Here is a 16,113-nt window from a genome sequence, read left to right on the forward strand (position 1 = left end):
ACCGGTGGGCACGATTGCTTGGGCCGGGCGCAAGATCGGCGGCGCGCTGGTGGTGCTGTGGCTGGTCGCCACCGCCATCTTCATCGCCATCCGGCTGATCCCCGGCGACCCGGCCGAAGCAATCATGGGCGGCCCCGGCTCCCAGGCCTCGGCCGAAGCGCTGGCCGCTGCCCGCGCCGAGTATGGACTGGACCGGCCGCTCATCGCCCAGTACCTGATGTACCTGGGCAAGCTGGCCACCTGCGATTTCGGAACCTCCTATTCGCTCAAGCAGCCGGTGATCGGCATCATGGGCGAGGTCCTGCCCAACACCCTCTGGCTGGCGCTGCTCGCCCTGGCCGCCGCGTGGGTGCTGTCCCTGTGCTTCGCCGCCCTGGCCATGCGCGCCAACCGGGTGGGCGCCTGGGTGGGGAATATCGTGGAAATCATTGCCGCCGCGGTGCCGCACTTCTGGCTTGGCGCGGTGCTGATCATGCTCTTCTCCTCGATGCTCGGCTGGCTGCCGGCGGTGGACAACGGCACGACCCAGGGCCTGGTCCTTCCGGTGCTGACCCTGGCCTTGCCGCTGGCCGGATTCCTCACCCAGCTGATGCGCGATTCGCTTTCCGACGCCATGTCAAGCCAGTTCGCGCTGGCCGCCCGGGCCCGCGGCGAGAGCCGGCTGGCAGTCTTCTGGCGCCATGGCCTGCGCCATGCCGCCTTGCCAGCACTGGGCCTGACCGGCTGGGCATTCTCCTCGCTGCTCTCCGGGGCAGTGGTGGTCGAAGCGGTCTTCGCCCGCCCGGGCCTGGGCCGCTCGCTGCTCTCTGCGGTGCTGGCGCGCGACATTCCCATGGTCACCGGCATCGCCTTGTTCTCCGCACTGGTGTACATCGTGGTCATGGCCATCACCGAAGGCCTTGAACGGGCCATCGACCCGGCAGGAGCGAGCTCATGAGCCGCACCGCGAAGATCCTCAGCATCGCCTTCATCGCCCTGTGGGCGCTGATCGCTCTTGCCCCTTCGGTGCTGGCCCCGGGCGACCCGTTGGCCGTCAACCCGGCCGAGGCATTCCAGAAACCCGGCACCACGCACTTCTTCGGCACCGACGAATCCGGCCGCGACATCTATACCCGCGTCATCCACGGCGCCCGCGACTCGCTGGCCATCGGCTTGGCCGCCACCGCGCTGGGCATGGGTCTGGCCATAGTCTTGGGCACCGTCGCGGCGCTGTCCCCGCGCTGGCTCGATGAGATCATCCTGCGCGTGCTCGAAGCGCTGTATGCGATTCCTTCCCTGCTGATGGCACTGCTGATCATCGCCTTCACCGGTCCCGGCGTCGGACCGGCCATCGTCGCGGTGGGCCTGTCCACCGCACCGGGCTATGCCCGGCTGGTGCGCAGCCAGATCCGCACGCTGAAGAGCTCCGAAATGCTGGAAGCGGCCACCGTGCTGGGCCGCGGCACCTGGCTGCGCGTGCGCAACCACCTGGTCCCCAACGCCCTGAAGCCCCTGCTGGCACTGGTGACCCTCGGGATTGGCCAGGCGGTCATCTGGGCCGCGGCGCTGTCGTTCCTGGGCTTGGGCACCCCGCCTCCAGCCCCTGAATGGGGCGCCATGCTCTCGGCCGGGCGCACCTACCTGCACCTGGCCTGGTGGATGAGCCTGTTCCCCGGTCTGGCAATTGTTTTCGTGGCCGCCGGCGCCACCCTGATCGGCCGCGCGCTGGGCGGAAAGGCCAGGACCGCATGAACGGGCAAGCATTGATCACCACCAGGAACCTGTCGGTCAGCTTCGGTTCCACCGTGGCGGTGAAGAACGTTTCCTTCACCGTCCGAGCCGGACGCTGCCTGGCCCTGGTGGGCGAATCCGGCTCCGGCAAATCCGTGACCGCACGCAGCCTGCTGGGACTCTCCGGCGGCACCGCGACCGCGGACGCGCTGGAAGTCTGCGGGCAGGATGCCCTGTCGCTGTCCGAGCGCAGCTGGCAGCAGATCCGCGGCAATTCCGTCTCGATGATCCTGCAGGATGCGCTGATGGCGCTGGATCCGCTGCGTCCAGTGGGACGGGAAATCGGCGACGCGCTCAAGGCCCACGGCAAGCTGCCCCGGGCCGAGCGGCAGCAGCGGGTCATCCAGGTGCTTGAGTCCGTGCGCATGCCCGAACCTGAACGCCGCGCCAGGCAGCGTTCCACCGAGCTTTCCGGCGGCATGCGCCAGCGCGCGCTGATTGCCCAGGCCCTGGCCGGCAACCCGCAGGTGGTCATCGCCGATGAGGCCACCACCGCGCTGGACTCGGCGCTGACCGCCTTGGTTCTCGCGCAGCTGCGCGAGCTGAAGGAGCAGGGCCGCGGCGTGCTGATGATCAGCCACGACCTGGCCCAGGTCGCCCACCTGGCCGATGACATCGCGGTGATGCGCCAAGGCGAGATTGTCGAGGCCGGAGTCGCCGCGCAGATCCTGGGCAACCCGCAGCACGAGTACACCCGGCAGCTGCTGCGCGCCGTGCCCTCGGGCGTGCCGCGCTTCGCCCCCTTGTCGGCAGCCAGCAGGCCTTTGGCCGCACCGATGCAGAAAGATCCCGCGTCGGCTTCCAGCGCGCTGTCGGCCAACGGGCTGTCGAAGAGCTTCGGCAAGCATGCGGCTGTCGAGTCGGCCAGCTTCGAGGTGCCCCGCGGCAAGACCCTGGGCATCGTTGGCGAATCCGGATCGGGCAAGACCACCACTGCCCGCATGGTCCTGGGCTTGCAGCCACCGGATGCCGGCACCGTCGAGCTGCTCGGCGAACGCTTCGCCCCGGTCCATGAGCCGCAGCGCCGGAAGCTGCGCGAGCAGATGGGCGCGATCTACCAGAACCCGCTGGGATCCTTCGACCCGCGCTATTCCGTGGGCCAGCTGCTGGCCGATGCGCTGAGCCGGGGCAAGTCCAAGCGCGCTGCCGAATACCGGGTCCCGGTCGCCGAACTACTGGAACAGGTTGAATTATCCCCTGGTTTGCTGGACCGCAATCCGCGCGAGCTCTCCGGCGGGCAGCGCCAGCGCCTGTCCATTGCCCGTGCGCTGGCACCGAAGCCATCGGTGCTGGTCCTCGACGAGCCGGTCTCCGCCTTGGATGCTTCCATCCAGGCCACCGTGCTGGATCTGCTGGATAGGATCCAGGTCGAGACCGGGACCAGCTACCTGTTCATCAGCCACGATTTATCGGTCATCGAGCATATGAGCGATAACGTCGCGGTAATGCATCAGGGCAAGATCATCGAGCAGGGTGCGACAGCCCAGGTCTTCGCAGCTCCGCAGCAGGAGTACACGAAGCTGCTGCTCTCGGCGATGCCGCGGTTGCGCTGAGCGCCTCTAACCGCGTCCCAGTATCGCTTGGGTCATTCGTGTTACTGGAGCTAGTCACACACCAACACCATCAGTGCGAGTATGTGTTGTGTGCTTGTTCTGCTGCGAATCGAAACATCTCTGGAACTGGATAATGTGTTTCACACATTAGACTCCCGTGCTAAGTATGCTGGCATCCATACTTGGCTTGACGGCCCTTGGGCCGTCAAGGAATTTCCAGAATCTTGCCGTTGCGCGGCAGCTGGCCGTCGAAAAGCATCGGCACCGCCTCGGCTGCGTGCACAGGCAGCCTGTCGATAGCCTGCACATGAACATGCGGTTCGGTGCTGTTGCCGGAGTTGCCGCATGCGGCAATGAGATCCCCGAGCGCGACGTGGTCTCCGACGCCAACTTCGAGGCTTCCCTGTTCCAGGTGGCATAGCGCAACGACCGCTGCACCGGTTTGGATCATCACGTGGTTCCCGGCGAGCGCCTGCCACCCGTGGGCAAGCCGCTGGCGTTGTGTCAGCGCATAGCCAACTGATGCCAGCCCGCGTCGGGCGCGATGGTCGGGCATCGAGGCATCCGCCGCGATCACGGTCCCGGCGCACGGCGCCAGAATGGGCACCCCGAAACCGAAAAAGCTCGTTGGCTCCTCTGTGCCTAACCAGGTCCTGGCGGTCACTGGCGCGGACCCTCCCTGCTCATCGACCTGGACGAAGTCGATGGCGTAGGATGAGGCGAACAGGGTTGTTCCGTGGCTGGGCACCCGGTCCGCCGGGCTGTTCTGGACCAGCCAGAGCCCGGTGAAGGGATAGTGCAGGTGCACCGCATTGCCGCCGCTCATAACAACCCCTGTAAGCCAAAACCCATGTTGCCTTCTTGTACAAGATCTACCATGGGTTCATGATTTCCGTAGCCCTCGCCGACGTCCGCAACCGCCAGGCCGATCTCATCGCCACAGCACAGCGTGAGCCTGTCGTGATCACCTCCCGCGGGGCTGGTCGACGCGCAGTCGTCGTATCTCCGGAGTTCTGCGATCGCGCGCTCCAGGCGTTGGAAGATCAAGCCGACATTCGTGTCGCGGCGGCCGCGCGCCAAGAGACCGAACCCATCTCCCACGAGGATCTGGCCGCCGAGGTCGGCCACTGATTCGTGGCGTATCGCATCGGAACCGGTGACTACCGAGTCGTTCATGACGTCGTGGACGATGAACTGGTTGTGTTGATCCTCAGGCGCGGGCACCGTCGAAAGGTCAATCGATGAGCGGCGATGGTTCCTCTTCGATCCCAATGTAGATCTCACGCACTCGAGCCCCAGCGTGGAGGCCAAAGGCACCGATTGGGACCTTATAGTACGGGACTTGGACAGTTCACTTCACGGTGGGCACCAACGACTTCAATTCGCGAGGGGCAAGCACTCGGCCCTCGGCAAAACCCGCCTTCAGCAGCCCCGATGACGACAGTGAGATGCACTTCAGCGACACGCGGAAAGTGGCGATCGATCAGCGTGACGCCGACGACCGTCCCCTCACTGCTTCGTATAGCCCACGTCTCCTTGGAGTGAGCTGCCTCGATGCAATCCTCGTTGGAATCCGGCCGCGCGAATCACTCGGGGACCGTGGCGAGCAACTTCGCAACGTCCTCAGGCGCCTGCCGGTCGCGCCGAACAACGAATCCTGTACTGGTCAGGCGACGGCTAGAGGTGTGATCGCCTCGATCTGCTCAGACACCCGGTCCCGGGCTAGCTCCAGCTCATAGTGCGCCTGCAGGTTGAGCCAGAACTGTGGGTCGATCCCGAAGTAGCGCCCAAGGCGCAACGCCGTGTCAGCAGTGATCGCACGCTTGCCGTGCACGATCTCATTGATGCGGCGTGGCGGCACGCCGATAGATACAGCCAGCTTGTTCTGGGTGATCCCGAACCCTTCGATGAAGTCCTCCATGAGAACCTCACCTGGATGAACGGGATCCCACTTCTCAGTGGTAGTCGACGAGTTCGACATTCTCGGCACCTCCTTCTGTCCAGCTGAAACAGATTCGCCACTGATCGTTGACCCGGATGCTGTGCTGCCCCACACGGTCGCCTTTCAGCGACTCCAACCGGTTGCCAGGTGGCACGCGCAGCGAGTCGAGGAATCGAGCGGCATGGATCTGCGTCAGCTTTCGAATGGCTGCCTTCTGGACACGGGGATCGACCGACGGCACCTTATCGCGATGCCAAAGTCGCTCAGTCGCCTTGTCGGCGAAGGATCTGATCACACCTACAGCATGCCACGCTTAACGCGATGCGTCAATAACGCTATACGTTAAACCAGAACTCAACCGCGCTCCCGCCACTCACGACTACCCGTAGGCTCTGAGTCCCTAGACCAGGTCCGACATCTGGTCCTTGACCTGCTTGCGCAGGATCTTGCCCAGCAGCGAACGCGGCATCTCGTCGATCTGCACGATGCGCTTGGGCACCTTGTAGGCGGCCAGCAGCTCGCGGCAGTGGGCGCGCAACGCGTCCTCGTTCAGCCCGGCGCCTTCTTCGAGCTGCACCGCGGCAACCACCATTTCGCCGCCACGGGCCAATGGCTTGCCGAAGACTGCGGCATCGGCAACATCGGCATGCTGGCGCAGCGCGATCTCCACCTCGGTCGGTGAAACATTGAAGCCGCCGGTGATGATCAGTTCCTTGGCGCGGTCCACCACCTGGGCGAAGCCGTCCTCGTCCACGGTGACCACATCGCCCGAACGCAACCAGCCGTCCCCGGTCATGGCCTTGGCAGTCTCCTCCGGGTTGTTCCAGTAGCCCTGGAACACCTGCGGGCCCTTGACCAGCAATTCGCCCGGCTCGCCCTGGGCCACTTCGCGGGAGGGATCCTCCACATCGACGACCTTCATCAGCGTCGAGGGGAAGGGCACGCCGATGGTGCCGGTGCGGCGGCTCGGGTGGAACGGGTTGCCCAGTGCCACCGGGGAGGACTCGGTCATCCCGTAGCCTTCCACCAGCAGGCCGCCGGACATCGATTCCCATAGCTCCACCACGTGGTCCGGCAGATTCATTGCCCCGGAGATGCAGTACTTGGCACTCTTCAGCGACATCCCGCGTTCCTTGGCGGCCAGTGCGGTGCGTTCGTAGATGGGCGGCACCGCGCAGTACACGGTGGCCGGGGATTTCTTCCACGCGTCCAGGATCATCTCCGGGTCGAATTTCGGGAAGAGCACCAGCAGGCCCTGCTTCTTCACGCCGAAGGTCAGGTACAGGGTCATGCCGAAGGCATGGAACATCGGCAGGATCGCATAGAGGATTTCCTCGCGCTCCTTGGCACCGAGCATCCAGGCCTCGCCCTGCAGGGCGTTGGAGTACAGATTGAAGTGGGTGAGCATGGCGCCCTTGGGGTGCCCGGTGGTGCCCGAGGTGTACTGGATGACCGCCAGGTCGTTGACTTCCGGATGCGGGTGGCTTTCATCCAGTGCCGACCCGGAGAGCAGCTCCTTCCAAGCCACGGTGCCCGAGGTGCGGGCGGTGAGCGAGGCCTTGGTTTCGCGCAGCTTCTTCACCGGAAGGTTCAGCGCCAGGCGCTTGATGGCAGGGAAGGCTTCGAGCAGGTTAACCGAGACGATCGAATCGAGCTGCACGTCCTTGGGGAATTCCTGGAGGTTGGCCACGACCTTGTCCCAGGCAATCACAATGCGCGCCTGGTGGTCTTCGAACTGGTGGCGCAGTTCGCGCGAGGTGTACAGCGGGTTGTGCTCCACCACGACGGCGCCAAGGCGCAGGATCGCGTAGAAAGCCACCACGTGCTGCGGGCAGTTGGGCAGGACCAGTGCCACGCGGTCCCCGGCACGCACGCCGAGCTTGCGCAGGCCTTCGGCGGCCTTGGCGACCTGGTCCCCCAGATCGGCGTAGCTGGTGCGGCGGCCGAAGAACTCGGTGGCCGGGCTTTGGCCGGCTTCGCGAACCGAGCGCTCGAACATGCGGCTGAGCGGTTCGGTGGGCAACTCGATTTCGGCAGGGACTCCGGGCTGGTAATTCGCCACCCATGCGGGCGCAGCACTATTTTCCATATCTCCAATCATGCCTTGTTGCTTCCCTTGGCGCGATTTCGCACCGGCGGCACGCGGAGAAACGCTGCGCCCATGTTGCCTGCGTCACTGGATAGACTGCCGGTAGGAGATGAGGAGGCCATGATGGTGCGCTGCTATCCGCAAGAACCGGAATTCACCAGCAAAACTGCCGCCGAGCAGAAGGTGTGGGAGATTCTGCGCCGCGACTTGCCGGATGACGCATTGCTGTTCCATTCAGTGCAGCTGCGCCATCAGCGGGCAGAACACGAAATTGATCTGCTGGTGCTCTTGCCCGGAGTCGGCGTTGCAGTCATCGAGGTCAAGGGCGGGCTGATCAGCGTGGAGAACGGCACCTGGTACCAGTCCGGGGCCAAGGACAAGCATCCATTGAAGGAAAGCCCCATGGCCCAGGTGCAAAGCGCATCCCATGCGCTGCGCGAACTGCTGGGCAAGCATATGGGCAGCCGCTTCACCAGCCGCATCGCTGATCTCGTCTGCTTCCCCTACACCGATTGGCCGGCCGGCTATTCATCGGTGGGCCTTCCACGTGATCTGGTGATTGACCGGGGCCAGGTCGAGCACCTCGTCGAGCACCTGCACCAAGCCATCGAAGAGCGCGGTACCGGTTCCTCCACGCTCGCTCCGGAGTTCGCCGAGCGCATGGTCAGGCATTTGAATGGGGACACCGGTCCGCTGGGGGCGACACCGGCCGAGGTCGATTACGCCCAGGCGATGTCCAACGAGGACATCCAGGAAACGCTCACCACCCGCCAGTCCATCCTGCTCTCCTGCACCCGCTCCTTGAATCGTGTGCAGTTCCTTGGCGGCGCCGGAAGCGGCAAGACCTGGATGGCGTTGAAGAAGGCCAAGGAACTTGCCAAGGAGGACAAGCGGGTCGGCCTGTTCTGCTACAACAAGGGCCTGGGGCTCTACCTGCAGTCCGAGGTGGGAACCTGGCGGCAGAACAAGCCGGTGCACGTTGGCGAATTCCACGAGTACGCCCGGAAGCTCGGTGTTCCCGATGGGACCGGCCAAGAATACTTCGAGGTGGAATTGCCGCAGCATCTGCTCGCATTGAGCCGGACCCTGCCCGAAGAAGAGAAGCTTGATGCGGTGATTGTTGACGAAGCCCAGGACTTCGCCGGCAGCTGGTGGGAAGCGCTTCTGGCCTGCACCAAGGATCCGGCCAACGGCGACGTCTACGCCTTCATGGATGACCGCCAGGATGTGTACCAGCGCTGGGATGGGCAGTTCTCCGGAGATGGCATGCCGCTGGTTCCGATCCACGTCGACGACAATCTGCGCAATACACGCCGGATCGCCGATACGTTCAAGCAGATCATCGGCAACCACTCAAAGCTTCGCGGCGGCGAGGGCTACGCTGTCCGCTACGTCAATTGCGCAACGGAAGACGCCGTGGATGTCGCTTCCGATTGCGTTGACGCCTTGCTCGACGAGGGGTGGGCGAACAACCAGATCGCGTTGCTGACCACGAACCGGCGCCACCCCATTCACCAGGACCACTTCGAGAACGGAACGATCGACAGCGAATACTGGCCTGCCTTCCACCGGGATGAGGAGGAATTCTATGGCCATGTGCTCGGCTTCAAGGGGCTGGAGCGCAGCGTGGTGATCCTCTGCGTCAACGGCTTCAAGGACATGCAGCGCGCTACCGAGCAGCTCTACGTCGGCTTTTCCCGGGCACGCAGCCTGCTGGTGGTTGTCGGCGAGAAGGAACTCATCGATGAGGCCAGTGGCGCGAATCGGCAAATTTCCCTGGACGCGGCGCTGGATTGGTGGCCGTCGGCCGACACTGTGAGCAGCTAGAAATTCAGCCCGCGGGCCGCTACATCCCATTCCTCGCTCGTGCCGTCCTCATGCACGGCCAGCACGGTATCAACCAGGTTCACTGCGACGCAAACGTGGTTGGGGATGACCTGCAGCTGCTGGCCATGGGCCGGCAGCGGCTGGTCTTCGGGCCACAGCACGGTGGCATGGTGCTCGGACAGCGCACTGATCCGGGCTTCCGGGCATTCGGCGATGCGCCCGTAGCCGGTAGCCCAAGCCGGGCGGTCTGCGCCGAGCATCTTGCTGCCGGCGTCCAGCACAATGCGCCGGGGAATCTGCGCATCGCCTTCATGCCGGCTGATCACGGTAGATGCGACAGAAAGCGAAATGTCCTCCCAGCGCACGCGCCCCAGCTCGAACTGCTGCGCATCGCCAAAGACATAGACCCCGGGACGCACCTCGGTCAGCACCGAGTTGTCGCTGAGTTCCGCCGTCGGGGTGGAGCCGCCACTGATCCGCTTGATCTTATGCCCTGCCTCGCGCAGCAGGAAAGCCGCCTCGGCCAAGGCCTTGTGCTCATCGTTCAAGGCCGCGTCAATGCCATCCGGCGAGTAGCTGTGGCCGGGGAAGGTGAAGATCCCGTGCACGCGCATTCCCAAAGCACGGGCGGCCTCGGCAATCTCGACTGCGCCTTGCGGGCTGGTGCCGCTTCGGTGATGGCCGCTGTCGATCTCGATGATGAGCTTGACCTTGGAGGCCTTCTCCCCCAGCATCTTGGCCATCTGCTGGACGGCTTCGACCGAGTCAGTGCCGATGCTCAGTTTGGCCCGCCGCATCAGCTCCATGATCCGCTCTGCCTGGGATTCATTGACCCACAGCGGGTAGGCGATGAAGATCTTGGCGACCCCGTGCAACGCGAAGGCGAGGGCTTCGCCCACGGTGGCCACGGTGAGTCCGGCGGCACCGGCATTCATCTGGCGTTCGGCGATCTCATGCATCTTATGGGTCTTGGCATGCGGGCGCAGTTTCAGCCCTTGGCTTGCCACCCGATGGGCCACCCGGTCGATGTTCTGCTGGAGCTTCGCTACGTCAACGATGATCTGCGGGGTGTTGATGCCGGCCGGGATAATGCCCAAATTTTCTGTCCTTCTTGCACGTGTACTGCGTCGCTGGGAACCTGTGGAATTGCATTCCCGCCGATCTGAAAGACTACCGCAGGAAGCTTTGTATAGGGGAAGGAAGAACTAGCGCGGCAGCGTGCCTGGCCGGCTGGACAGCTTGGTGGACAGCTCATGGGCGTGGTGCAGCAAGAGGTTGCCCAGTTCCTGACGGCGGCCTTCTTCAAAGCGGGTGTGGATTCCGGTCAGGCTCAGCGCCCAGGCGGGCTGCCCGGAGTTGTCGAAAACTGCAGCGCCCATGCCCCAGCTCCCCTCGACGATCAGTCCGGGGTTGACCGAATAGCCCAGCTGGCGGGTTTCGGCGACCTTCTTGCGCAGCTCGTCGCGCGAATGTGCCGGCCCGTATTCCGGCTCCAGGTCGGCGTTGCGCAGGTAGCGTTCGATCCCCTGCTCGGGCAGGAACGCAAGAATGGCGATGCCGGCCGAGGCGACACCGAGCGGGAAGCGCCGGCCTTCATACAGGACGAAGGAGCGGATCGGGAAGGCCCCGTCCTGGCGCAGCAGGCACACGGTTTCGTCCCCGCGGCGGGCCGAGAGGAACGCGCTTTCTCCGGTGGCCTCAGCGAGCGCTGCCACGTGTTCGCGGGCTAGTTCGCTGATGTCGTAGCGTTCGGCTGCCACCGCGCCCATGAGGTAGAGCTCGGGGCCCAGCAGCCAGCGGCCGGTGCGGTTATCGTGGTCGCAGAATCCTTCGGTGGCCAGCGCACTGAGCAGCCGGTGCACGGTGGGACGGGCCAACGCGGTGCTCCGGGCGGCCTGCGTCGTGGTGATGCCCTCGGGCATGGAGGTGCTCACGGCGCGCAGCACGGCGGCCAGCCGTCCGACGACCTGGGTTCCAGCCGGGGAATTGCTCATGACCACATTATGGACGATGGGGGTTCGGGCCTGGTAAATTTCGGCTTCATACTTTGTCGCCGCACCCCTGTTGCAGTGGGGCCGATCGGCGGATAATTTGGCACATGGAAAAGACATGGCAGATCGTCATCGACTGCGCTGAGCCGCAAGCGATGGTCCGGTTCTGGACCGAGGCGCTGCGCTACGTTCCCGAGCCCGCTCCTGATGGGCATCCGACCTGGCGCGCCTACTGGCGGTCGATGGGTGTGCCCGAGGATGAATTGCCGCCCGGCGCCGGCGACGCTCCGGAGTCTCTGGTCGATCCGCACGGTGGTGGTCCCCGGATTTGGTTCCAGCAGGTGCCGGAAGCCAAGCACGTCAAGAACCGCCTGCATCTGGATTTGCTGGTCAGCGGCGGCCGCGGTGTCCGCTTCGAGCAGCGCCGGCAGATCATCACCGACGAGGCAGAGCGCCTAGTCGGTTTGGGGGCAACGGTCCAGACCGTTCACGACATGCCCGAGATGGGCCATTTCGCCATTTGCATGCTCGATATCGAAGGCAACGAGTTCGACATCGTCTAGCTCCCGTCATACGCGTCCATGATATGGACAGGGTGTCCACTTCTCCTCACCATCCGACCAATTCACCGGCAAATCTCCGGGCCTGTTGCATGCTCACCTGCGACTACGTACGTTAGGGACTAAGCAGATCCGAGCTCCACATAGTGGACACATGGAGGAATCGATGACAACGAAGTTTCAGGATGACGCAGCCGCTGCTTTGGCTGCCGTCGTCAAGGATGGCATGACCATCGCAGTAGGCGGATTCGGCCTATCCGGCATCCCAAACCGGCTGATCACCGCGTTGCGGGACTCGAAAGCAACCAACCTGACGATCGTTTCAAACAACATGGGCGTGGATGGCAAGGGGCTGGGCGTCCTGTTGGAAAACAAGCAGGTTTCCAAGGTCCTGGCCTCCTACGTCGGGGAGAACAAGCTGTTCGCCCAGCAGTTCCTTGATGGAGATCTGGAAGTTGAATTCTGCCCGCAAGGCACCTTGGCCGAGCGCCTGCGTGCTGGCGGTGTCGGCATCCCCGCGTTCTTCACGCCAACCGGCGTGGGAACGCCGATTGCCGAAGGCAAGGAAGTCATGGAATTCAATGGCAAGCCGGCGATCCTGGAACGCGGCATCTTCGCCGACATCGCCCTGGTCAAGGCGCACCAGGCGGATGCGGAAGGCAACCTGCGCTATCGGATGACCTCGAAGAACTTCAACCCGCTGGCCGCCATGTCCGGCCGGCACACCTTCGCCGAGGCCGAAGAAATCCTCGATGACTACCTGGACCCGTCATTGGTGGAAACCCCGGGAATTTTCGTGCAGACCCTGGTCCAGGCCGATGAGGTCAAGGACATTGAACAGCGCACCGTGCGCAGCCGAGAGGAGGCCTGAACATGTGGACTCGAGATGAAATGGCGGCCATCGCCGCCAGCGAGCTGACAGATGGCCAGTACGTGAACCTGGGCATTGGCATCCCCACCATGGTGGCCAATAACCTGCCGGACGGCGTATCGGTCAAGCTGCAGAGCGAGAACGGCCTGCTGGGCATGGGCCCCTTCCCCTATGAAGGCGAAGAAGACGCTGATTTGATCAATGCCGGAAAGCAGACCGTGACGATCCTGCCCGGCGGCAGCTTCTTCGATTCGGCGACTTCCTTCGGCATGATCCGCGGCGGCCACGTCCAGACCGCGATCCTCGGAGCCCTGCAGGTGGCCGCCAACGGCGATCTGGCCAACTGGACCATCCCGGGCAAGCTGGTCAAGGGCATGGGCGGCGCCATGGATCTGGTCGCTGGCACCCCGCGCGTGATCGTCTTGACCGACCACGTGGCCAAGGACGGAACATCGAAGATCGTGGAGAAATGCGACCTGCCGCTGACCGGAGTCGGCGTGGTCAACCGCATCATCACCGATCGAGCAGTGTTTGATATAGAGAACTCGAGCTTGACCCTGCGTGCAGTAGCCCCGGGGGAAAGCGTGGAAAGCATCAAGGAAATCACGGCAGCGGAATTTGCCGTGGATATTGTGGAGGATCTGAAAGCATGACCGCAAAGATCGTGGGCTACGCCCGCACCCCGTTCGTGAAGTTCAATGGCGTTTTCGCCGCGGTTCCCGCCACCGAGCTGGGCGCGCACGCCGCCAAGGCGGCACTGGAAGGCGCCGGAGTAGCACCCAGCGAGGTGCAGCAGGTCGTCGTCGGCCAGGTGCTGCAGGGCGGCGCTGGCCAGAATCCGGCCCGCCAGTCCGCTGTGGGCGCCGGTGTTCCACTGGATGTTCCGGCCATTGCGGTGAATGCGGTGTGCCTTTCGGGTGCCGAAGCAGTGGTGGCAGGTGCCCGCTTGATCAACAGCGGCGAAGCTGATGTCGTCCTGGCCATCGGCCAGGAATCGATGTCGCTGGCTCCGCACGTGCAGCGCGCCCGTGCCGGCGCCAAGTACGGTGCCATCGAAATGATCGACACCCTGGAATACGACGGCCTGACCGATGCCGCCGAGAAGCGTTCGATGGGTGCTTCCACCGAGGAGCACAACGCCAAGCTGTCGATGACCCGCGAGGCCCAGGATACGGTTTCGGCCGCTTCCCACCAGCGCGCTGCCGCTTCCCGCGATTTCGCAGCCGGCGAGATTGCGCCTTTCACCTTTTCCAGCCGTCGTGGCGACACCACCATCAGCGAAGATGACGGCGTCCGCGCAGACACCACAGTGGAGTCCCTGGGCAAGCTGCGCCCTGCCTTCGCCAAGGAAGGCACCATCACCGCAGGCAACTCCTCGCAGATCACCGATGGCGCCGCGGCAGTGGTGCTGGCCAGCGACGCGGCCGTTGAGCGACTGGGTCTGAAGCCGCTGGCGGAAATCCTCTCTCATGCTTTTGTTGCCGGTCCGGACCGTACCCTGCACGAGCAGCCATCCAACGCAATCAGCGCAGCCCTGCGAAAGGCAGGTGCCGAAGCGAAGGATCTGAAGGCGGTGGAAATCAACGAGGCCTTCGCTGCCGTGTCGGTGCAGTCCACCAAGGCGCTCGGCCTGGATGCCTCCATCGTGAACCCGCATGGCGGTGCCATCGCCCTGGGCCACCCGATCGGTGCTTCCGGTGCACGAATCGTAGGCACCCTGGCCCGTCAGCTGCATGAACTGCCTGCCGGTTCGCTGGGTGCCATCGGCATCTGCGGCGGCGGCGGCCAGGGCACCGCATTGGTCCTGCGCTCGCTGTAGCCACCTGCTAACAAGCCGGTGCGGCCAGGTCCTGCTGGGATCAGGCCGCACCGGCTTTTTCGTTGTCCCAGTGGATCAAGAGCAAGAATTCTCGAGCTGACCGCTTGATGTTTCGATGCTGTGCCTTGCGCTTTGTTTCTAATGCCAGAGCGGCTCACGCGATACGTGGTTGATCAGCAGCTGCGGGTCCAGTTCGACATAGGTTCCATTGGCCATCCGCGGGTTGCTTTCTGCGGTGAGCGCGGCAATCACCGAGCAGATCAAGGCGCTGTGGCTGACTACCAGGACATTCTGTCCCGGATGCTGATGGCAGATCTTGAACAACGCGTTCACTGCACGGCCCACCAGGTGCTCTTCGGTTTCGCCGGTGCCCACCAGCAGCTGGCGCTGCTCATCGGCACCATTGGCAACCAGGGTGCCTTCCAGATTGCCGAAGTCCTGCTCCATCAGTTCCGGGTTCTCGTGCAGGGCGCGGATGCCCATGCTGTTGGCAATGATCTGCGCGGTTTGGCGGGCACGGAACAGCGGGGAGGAATACACTGCATCCCACGGTCCCTGAGGTGCCAGCTCGGCGGCGAGCTGCTGGGCTTGGCGGATGCCCGTGTCGTTCATCGGCAGGTCGCTGCGTCCATGCAGTCGTCCTGCTTTGTTCCATTCGGTCTGTCCGTGGCGGATCAGTACTAGTTTCTGTGCACTCATCGTCTTCTTCTTTCTGGCTTGCACCGCAGCGACACGCGCCCGGTGCTCAGTTCTGTTCTCCGAGTCAGTTGCTGGTCTGCGAACTCTTGACTGGCGCGGGCAGCGCCGGGCTTTCGTTCAGCGCAGAGCACTGGTCGCTGGACGCAGCGAACGCGTCCACTGTTTTTGCCCCGACATTGATGACGTTGAATGCCGCCGCTGGCTCGGCAACGATCTGGGTCGGGGCGAATGGATTCATGTTGTAGGACACTGCAGGAGCCATGAACACCGGGGTGTTCACCAGCTGGCTGGTGGACGCCTGGTGGTAGTGGCCGCAAAGGATTGCACGGATATCGCTACCGGCGGTAATGGCCGCCAGCTCCATGGGGTTCTGCAGTCCACGTCCGGCACGGGCCTCATTGGTGGCCTCCACCGGAGGATGGTGCAACAGCAGCAGGGATCCGCGCGGTGCTGGCGCCGCCAGGAGCATGGAAAGCCAATCGAGCTGCTCGCATTCAAGGTTCCCCTGGGCCAGTTGGAATCCCCCGCTGTCCAGGCCGATGATTCGAAGCCCGTGGACCTCGTGCACCGTGTCGGCTGGACGGGGACCGGTGGACAGGCGCCTGGTGTTGAAGGATTCCCCCACCGTTCCCAACGGGTCATGGTTGCCCGGCACGCTGATGACCGGGCAATCCAGTACACGCTGCGTCCGGTTGAACAGCTCGGCGGCCCGCTCATGGATGGGCGAACCGCGGTCGGCGATATCGCCGGTCACCACGATGGCATCCGGCTCCAGGTACGCGACCGCTTCCAGCGCCTGCTCGGTGCGCTGCCACGAATCAATGGTCCCGTGAAGCAGCTGCCCTTCGGGTTGCAGGTGGGTGTCGCTCAATTGGATGATCGTCAGAGGCTCCATCTTCTTCCCTCCCGTGCGGCTGCTGCATTTCATCCCATTGAACGCCGGAGGTCTGGCCAGCAGGTGAACAGGGCGCCGACGCCATATGAAGTCCTGA

Annotated in this window: 17 protein-coding genes; 9 read left to right on the forward strand and 8 right to left on the reverse strand. The window is 64.0% G+C overall.

The genetic code is table 11. The annotated features are described in order from the left end of the window. The first annotated feature begins 4 nt into the window (after positions 1-4). From ACR9WD_RS13930 to ACR9WD_RS13940, 3 genes are read left to right on the forward strand one after another with little or no spacing between them, the layout of a single operon-like run. Positions 5-937 carry an ABC transporter permease gene (locus ACR9WD_RS13930; RefSeq protein WP_434922253.1) on the forward strand — a complete coding sequence of 311 codons (933 nt, stop codon included), beginning with the start codon at positions 5-7 and terminating at the stop codon, positions 935-937. Continuing rightward, positions 934-1,731 carry an ABC transporter permease gene (locus tag ACR9WD_RS13935; protein ID WP_434922254.1) on the forward strand — a complete coding sequence of 266 codons (798 nt, stop codon included), beginning with the start codon at positions 934-936 and terminating at the stop codon, positions 1,729-1,731. Before ACR9WD_RS13930 ends, ACR9WD_RS13935 begins: the two co-directional genes overlap by 4 nt. Further along, on the forward strand, positions 1,728-3,323 hold the full coding sequence (locus tag ACR9WD_RS13940) for a dipeptide ABC transporter ATP-binding protein (protein ID WP_434922255.1): 1,596 nt from the start codon (positions 1,728-1,730) through the stop codon (positions 3,321-3,323). The genes ACR9WD_RS13935 and ACR9WD_RS13940 overlap by 4 nt, the downstream gene beginning before the upstream one ends. 205 nt (positions 3,324-3,528) lie before the next feature. On the opposite strand, the gene ACR9WD_RS13945 is transcribed toward ACR9WD_RS13940, so the two are convergent. Further along, a complete protein-coding gene (locus tag ACR9WD_RS13945) occupies positions 3,529-4,149 on the reverse strand; it encodes a M23 family metallopeptidase (protein WP_434922256.1) in 621 nt (206 codons plus the stop codon). A 35-nt stretch (positions 4,150-4,184) separates the two neighbouring features. On the opposite strand from ACR9WD_RS13945, the gene ACR9WD_RS13950 reads away from it, so the two are divergent. Further along, the gene (locus ACR9WD_RS13950) at positions 4,185-4,454 is read left to right on the forward strand and encodes a type II toxin-antitoxin system prevent-host-death family antitoxin (protein ID WP_434922257.1); all 270 of its coding nucleotides are present in this window, start codon (positions 4,185-4,187) and stop codon (positions 4,452-4,454) included. A gap of 535 nt (positions 4,455-4,989) precedes the next feature. Here the strand turns inward: ACR9WD_RS13950 and ACR9WD_RS13955 are convergent. From ACR9WD_RS13955 to ACR9WD_RS13965, 3 genes are all read right to left on the reverse strand, one after another. Then, positions 4,990-5,304 (reverse strand): HigA family addiction module antitoxin, encoded by a 315-nt coding sequence (locus ACR9WD_RS13955; protein WP_038993262.1) that lies wholly within the window; start codon positions 5,302-5,304, stop codon positions 4,990-4,992. Continuing rightward, positions 5,279-5,560, reverse strand: a complete 282-nt coding sequence (locus ACR9WD_RS13960) for a type II toxin-antitoxin system RelE/ParE family toxin (protein WP_038993261.1) — start codon at positions 5,558-5,560, stop codon at positions 5,279-5,281. The genes ACR9WD_RS13955 and ACR9WD_RS13960 overlap by 26 nt, the downstream gene beginning before the upstream one ends. Positions 5,561-5,665: 105 nt before the next feature. Continuing rightward, entirely contained in the window at positions 5,666-7,354 is a 1,689-nt protein-coding gene (locus ACR9WD_RS13965) for a long-chain-fatty-acid--CoA ligase (protein ID WP_141357305.1), read from the reverse strand. Positions 7,355-7,426: 72 nt separating this feature from the next. On the opposite strand from ACR9WD_RS13965, the gene ACR9WD_RS13970 reads away from it, so the two are divergent. Beyond that, complete coding sequence (locus ACR9WD_RS13970) at positions 7,427-9,181, forward strand: NERD domain-containing protein (protein ID WP_434922258.1); 1,755 nt, start codon at positions 7,427-7,429, stop codon at positions 9,179-9,181. Here ACR9WD_RS13970 and ACR9WD_RS13975 read toward each other — a convergent pair. Together ACR9WD_RS13975 and ACR9WD_RS13980 are read right to left on the reverse strand one after the other, a co-directional pair. Further along, positions 9,178-10,278: an alanine racemase gene (locus ACR9WD_RS13975; protein WP_066141776.1), complete on the reverse strand. Its 1,101-nt coding sequence runs from the start codon at positions 10,276-10,278 to the stop codon at positions 9,178-9,180. The two genes, ACR9WD_RS13970 and ACR9WD_RS13975, sit on opposite strands and share 4 nt — an antisense overlap. 108 nt (positions 10,279-10,386) lie before the next feature. Next, positions 10,387-11,175, reverse strand: a complete 789-nt coding sequence (locus tag ACR9WD_RS13980) for an IclR family transcriptional regulator (RefSeq protein WP_066141779.1) — start codon at positions 11,173-11,175, stop codon at positions 10,387-10,389. A 104-nt stretch (positions 11,176-11,279) separates the two neighbouring features. Here ACR9WD_RS13980 and ACR9WD_RS13985 point away from each other — a divergent pair, with 104 nt between their 5' ends. The 4 genes from ACR9WD_RS13985 (at position 11,280) to ACR9WD_RS14000 (ending at position 14,422) form a co-directional block, all read left to right on the forward strand. After that, complete coding sequence (locus ACR9WD_RS13985; RefSeq protein WP_121867382.1) at positions 11,280-11,735, forward strand: VOC family protein; 456 nt, start codon at positions 11,280-11,282, stop codon at positions 11,733-11,735. 163 nt (positions 11,736-11,898) lie between these two features. Further along, positions 11,899-12,603 (forward strand): CoA transferase subunit A, encoded by a 705-nt coding sequence (locus ACR9WD_RS13990; RefSeq protein ID WP_038993256.1) that lies wholly within the window; start codon positions 11,899-11,901, stop codon positions 12,601-12,603. Between the two features lie 2 nt (positions 12,604-12,605). Beyond that, on the forward strand, positions 12,606-13,256 hold the full coding sequence (locus ACR9WD_RS13995) for a CoA transferase subunit B (RefSeq protein WP_038993255.1): 651 nt from the start codon (positions 12,606-12,608) through the stop codon (positions 13,254-13,256). After that, on the forward strand, positions 13,253-14,422 hold the full coding sequence (locus ACR9WD_RS14000; protein WP_434922259.1) for an acetyl-CoA C-acyltransferase: 1,170 nt from the start codon (positions 13,253-13,255) through the stop codon (positions 14,420-14,422). The genes ACR9WD_RS13995 and ACR9WD_RS14000 overlap by 4 nt, the downstream gene beginning before the upstream one ends. A gap of 138 nt (positions 14,423-14,560) precedes the next feature. Here the strand turns inward: ACR9WD_RS14000 and ACR9WD_RS14005 are convergent, their stop codons facing one another. Together ACR9WD_RS14005 and ACR9WD_RS14010 are read right to left on the reverse strand one after the other, a co-directional pair. Further along, a complete protein-coding gene (locus tag ACR9WD_RS14005; RefSeq protein WP_149597358.1) occupies positions 14,561-15,121 on the reverse strand; it encodes a histidine phosphatase family protein in 561 nt (186 codons plus the stop codon). A gap of 64 nt (positions 15,122-15,185) precedes the next feature. Beyond that, positions 15,186-16,016, reverse strand: a complete 831-nt coding sequence (locus ACR9WD_RS14010; protein WP_285674273.1) for a metallophosphoesterase family protein — start codon at positions 16,014-16,016, stop codon at positions 15,186-15,188. Positions 16,017-16,113 lie beyond the last annotated feature (97 nt).

This window comes from Glutamicibacter sp. PAEs-4, from assembly GCF_051161755.1.
Taxonomy (GTDB): domain Bacteria; phylum Actinomycetota; class Actinomycetes; order Actinomycetales; family Micrococcaceae; genus Glutamicibacter; species Glutamicibacter nicotianae.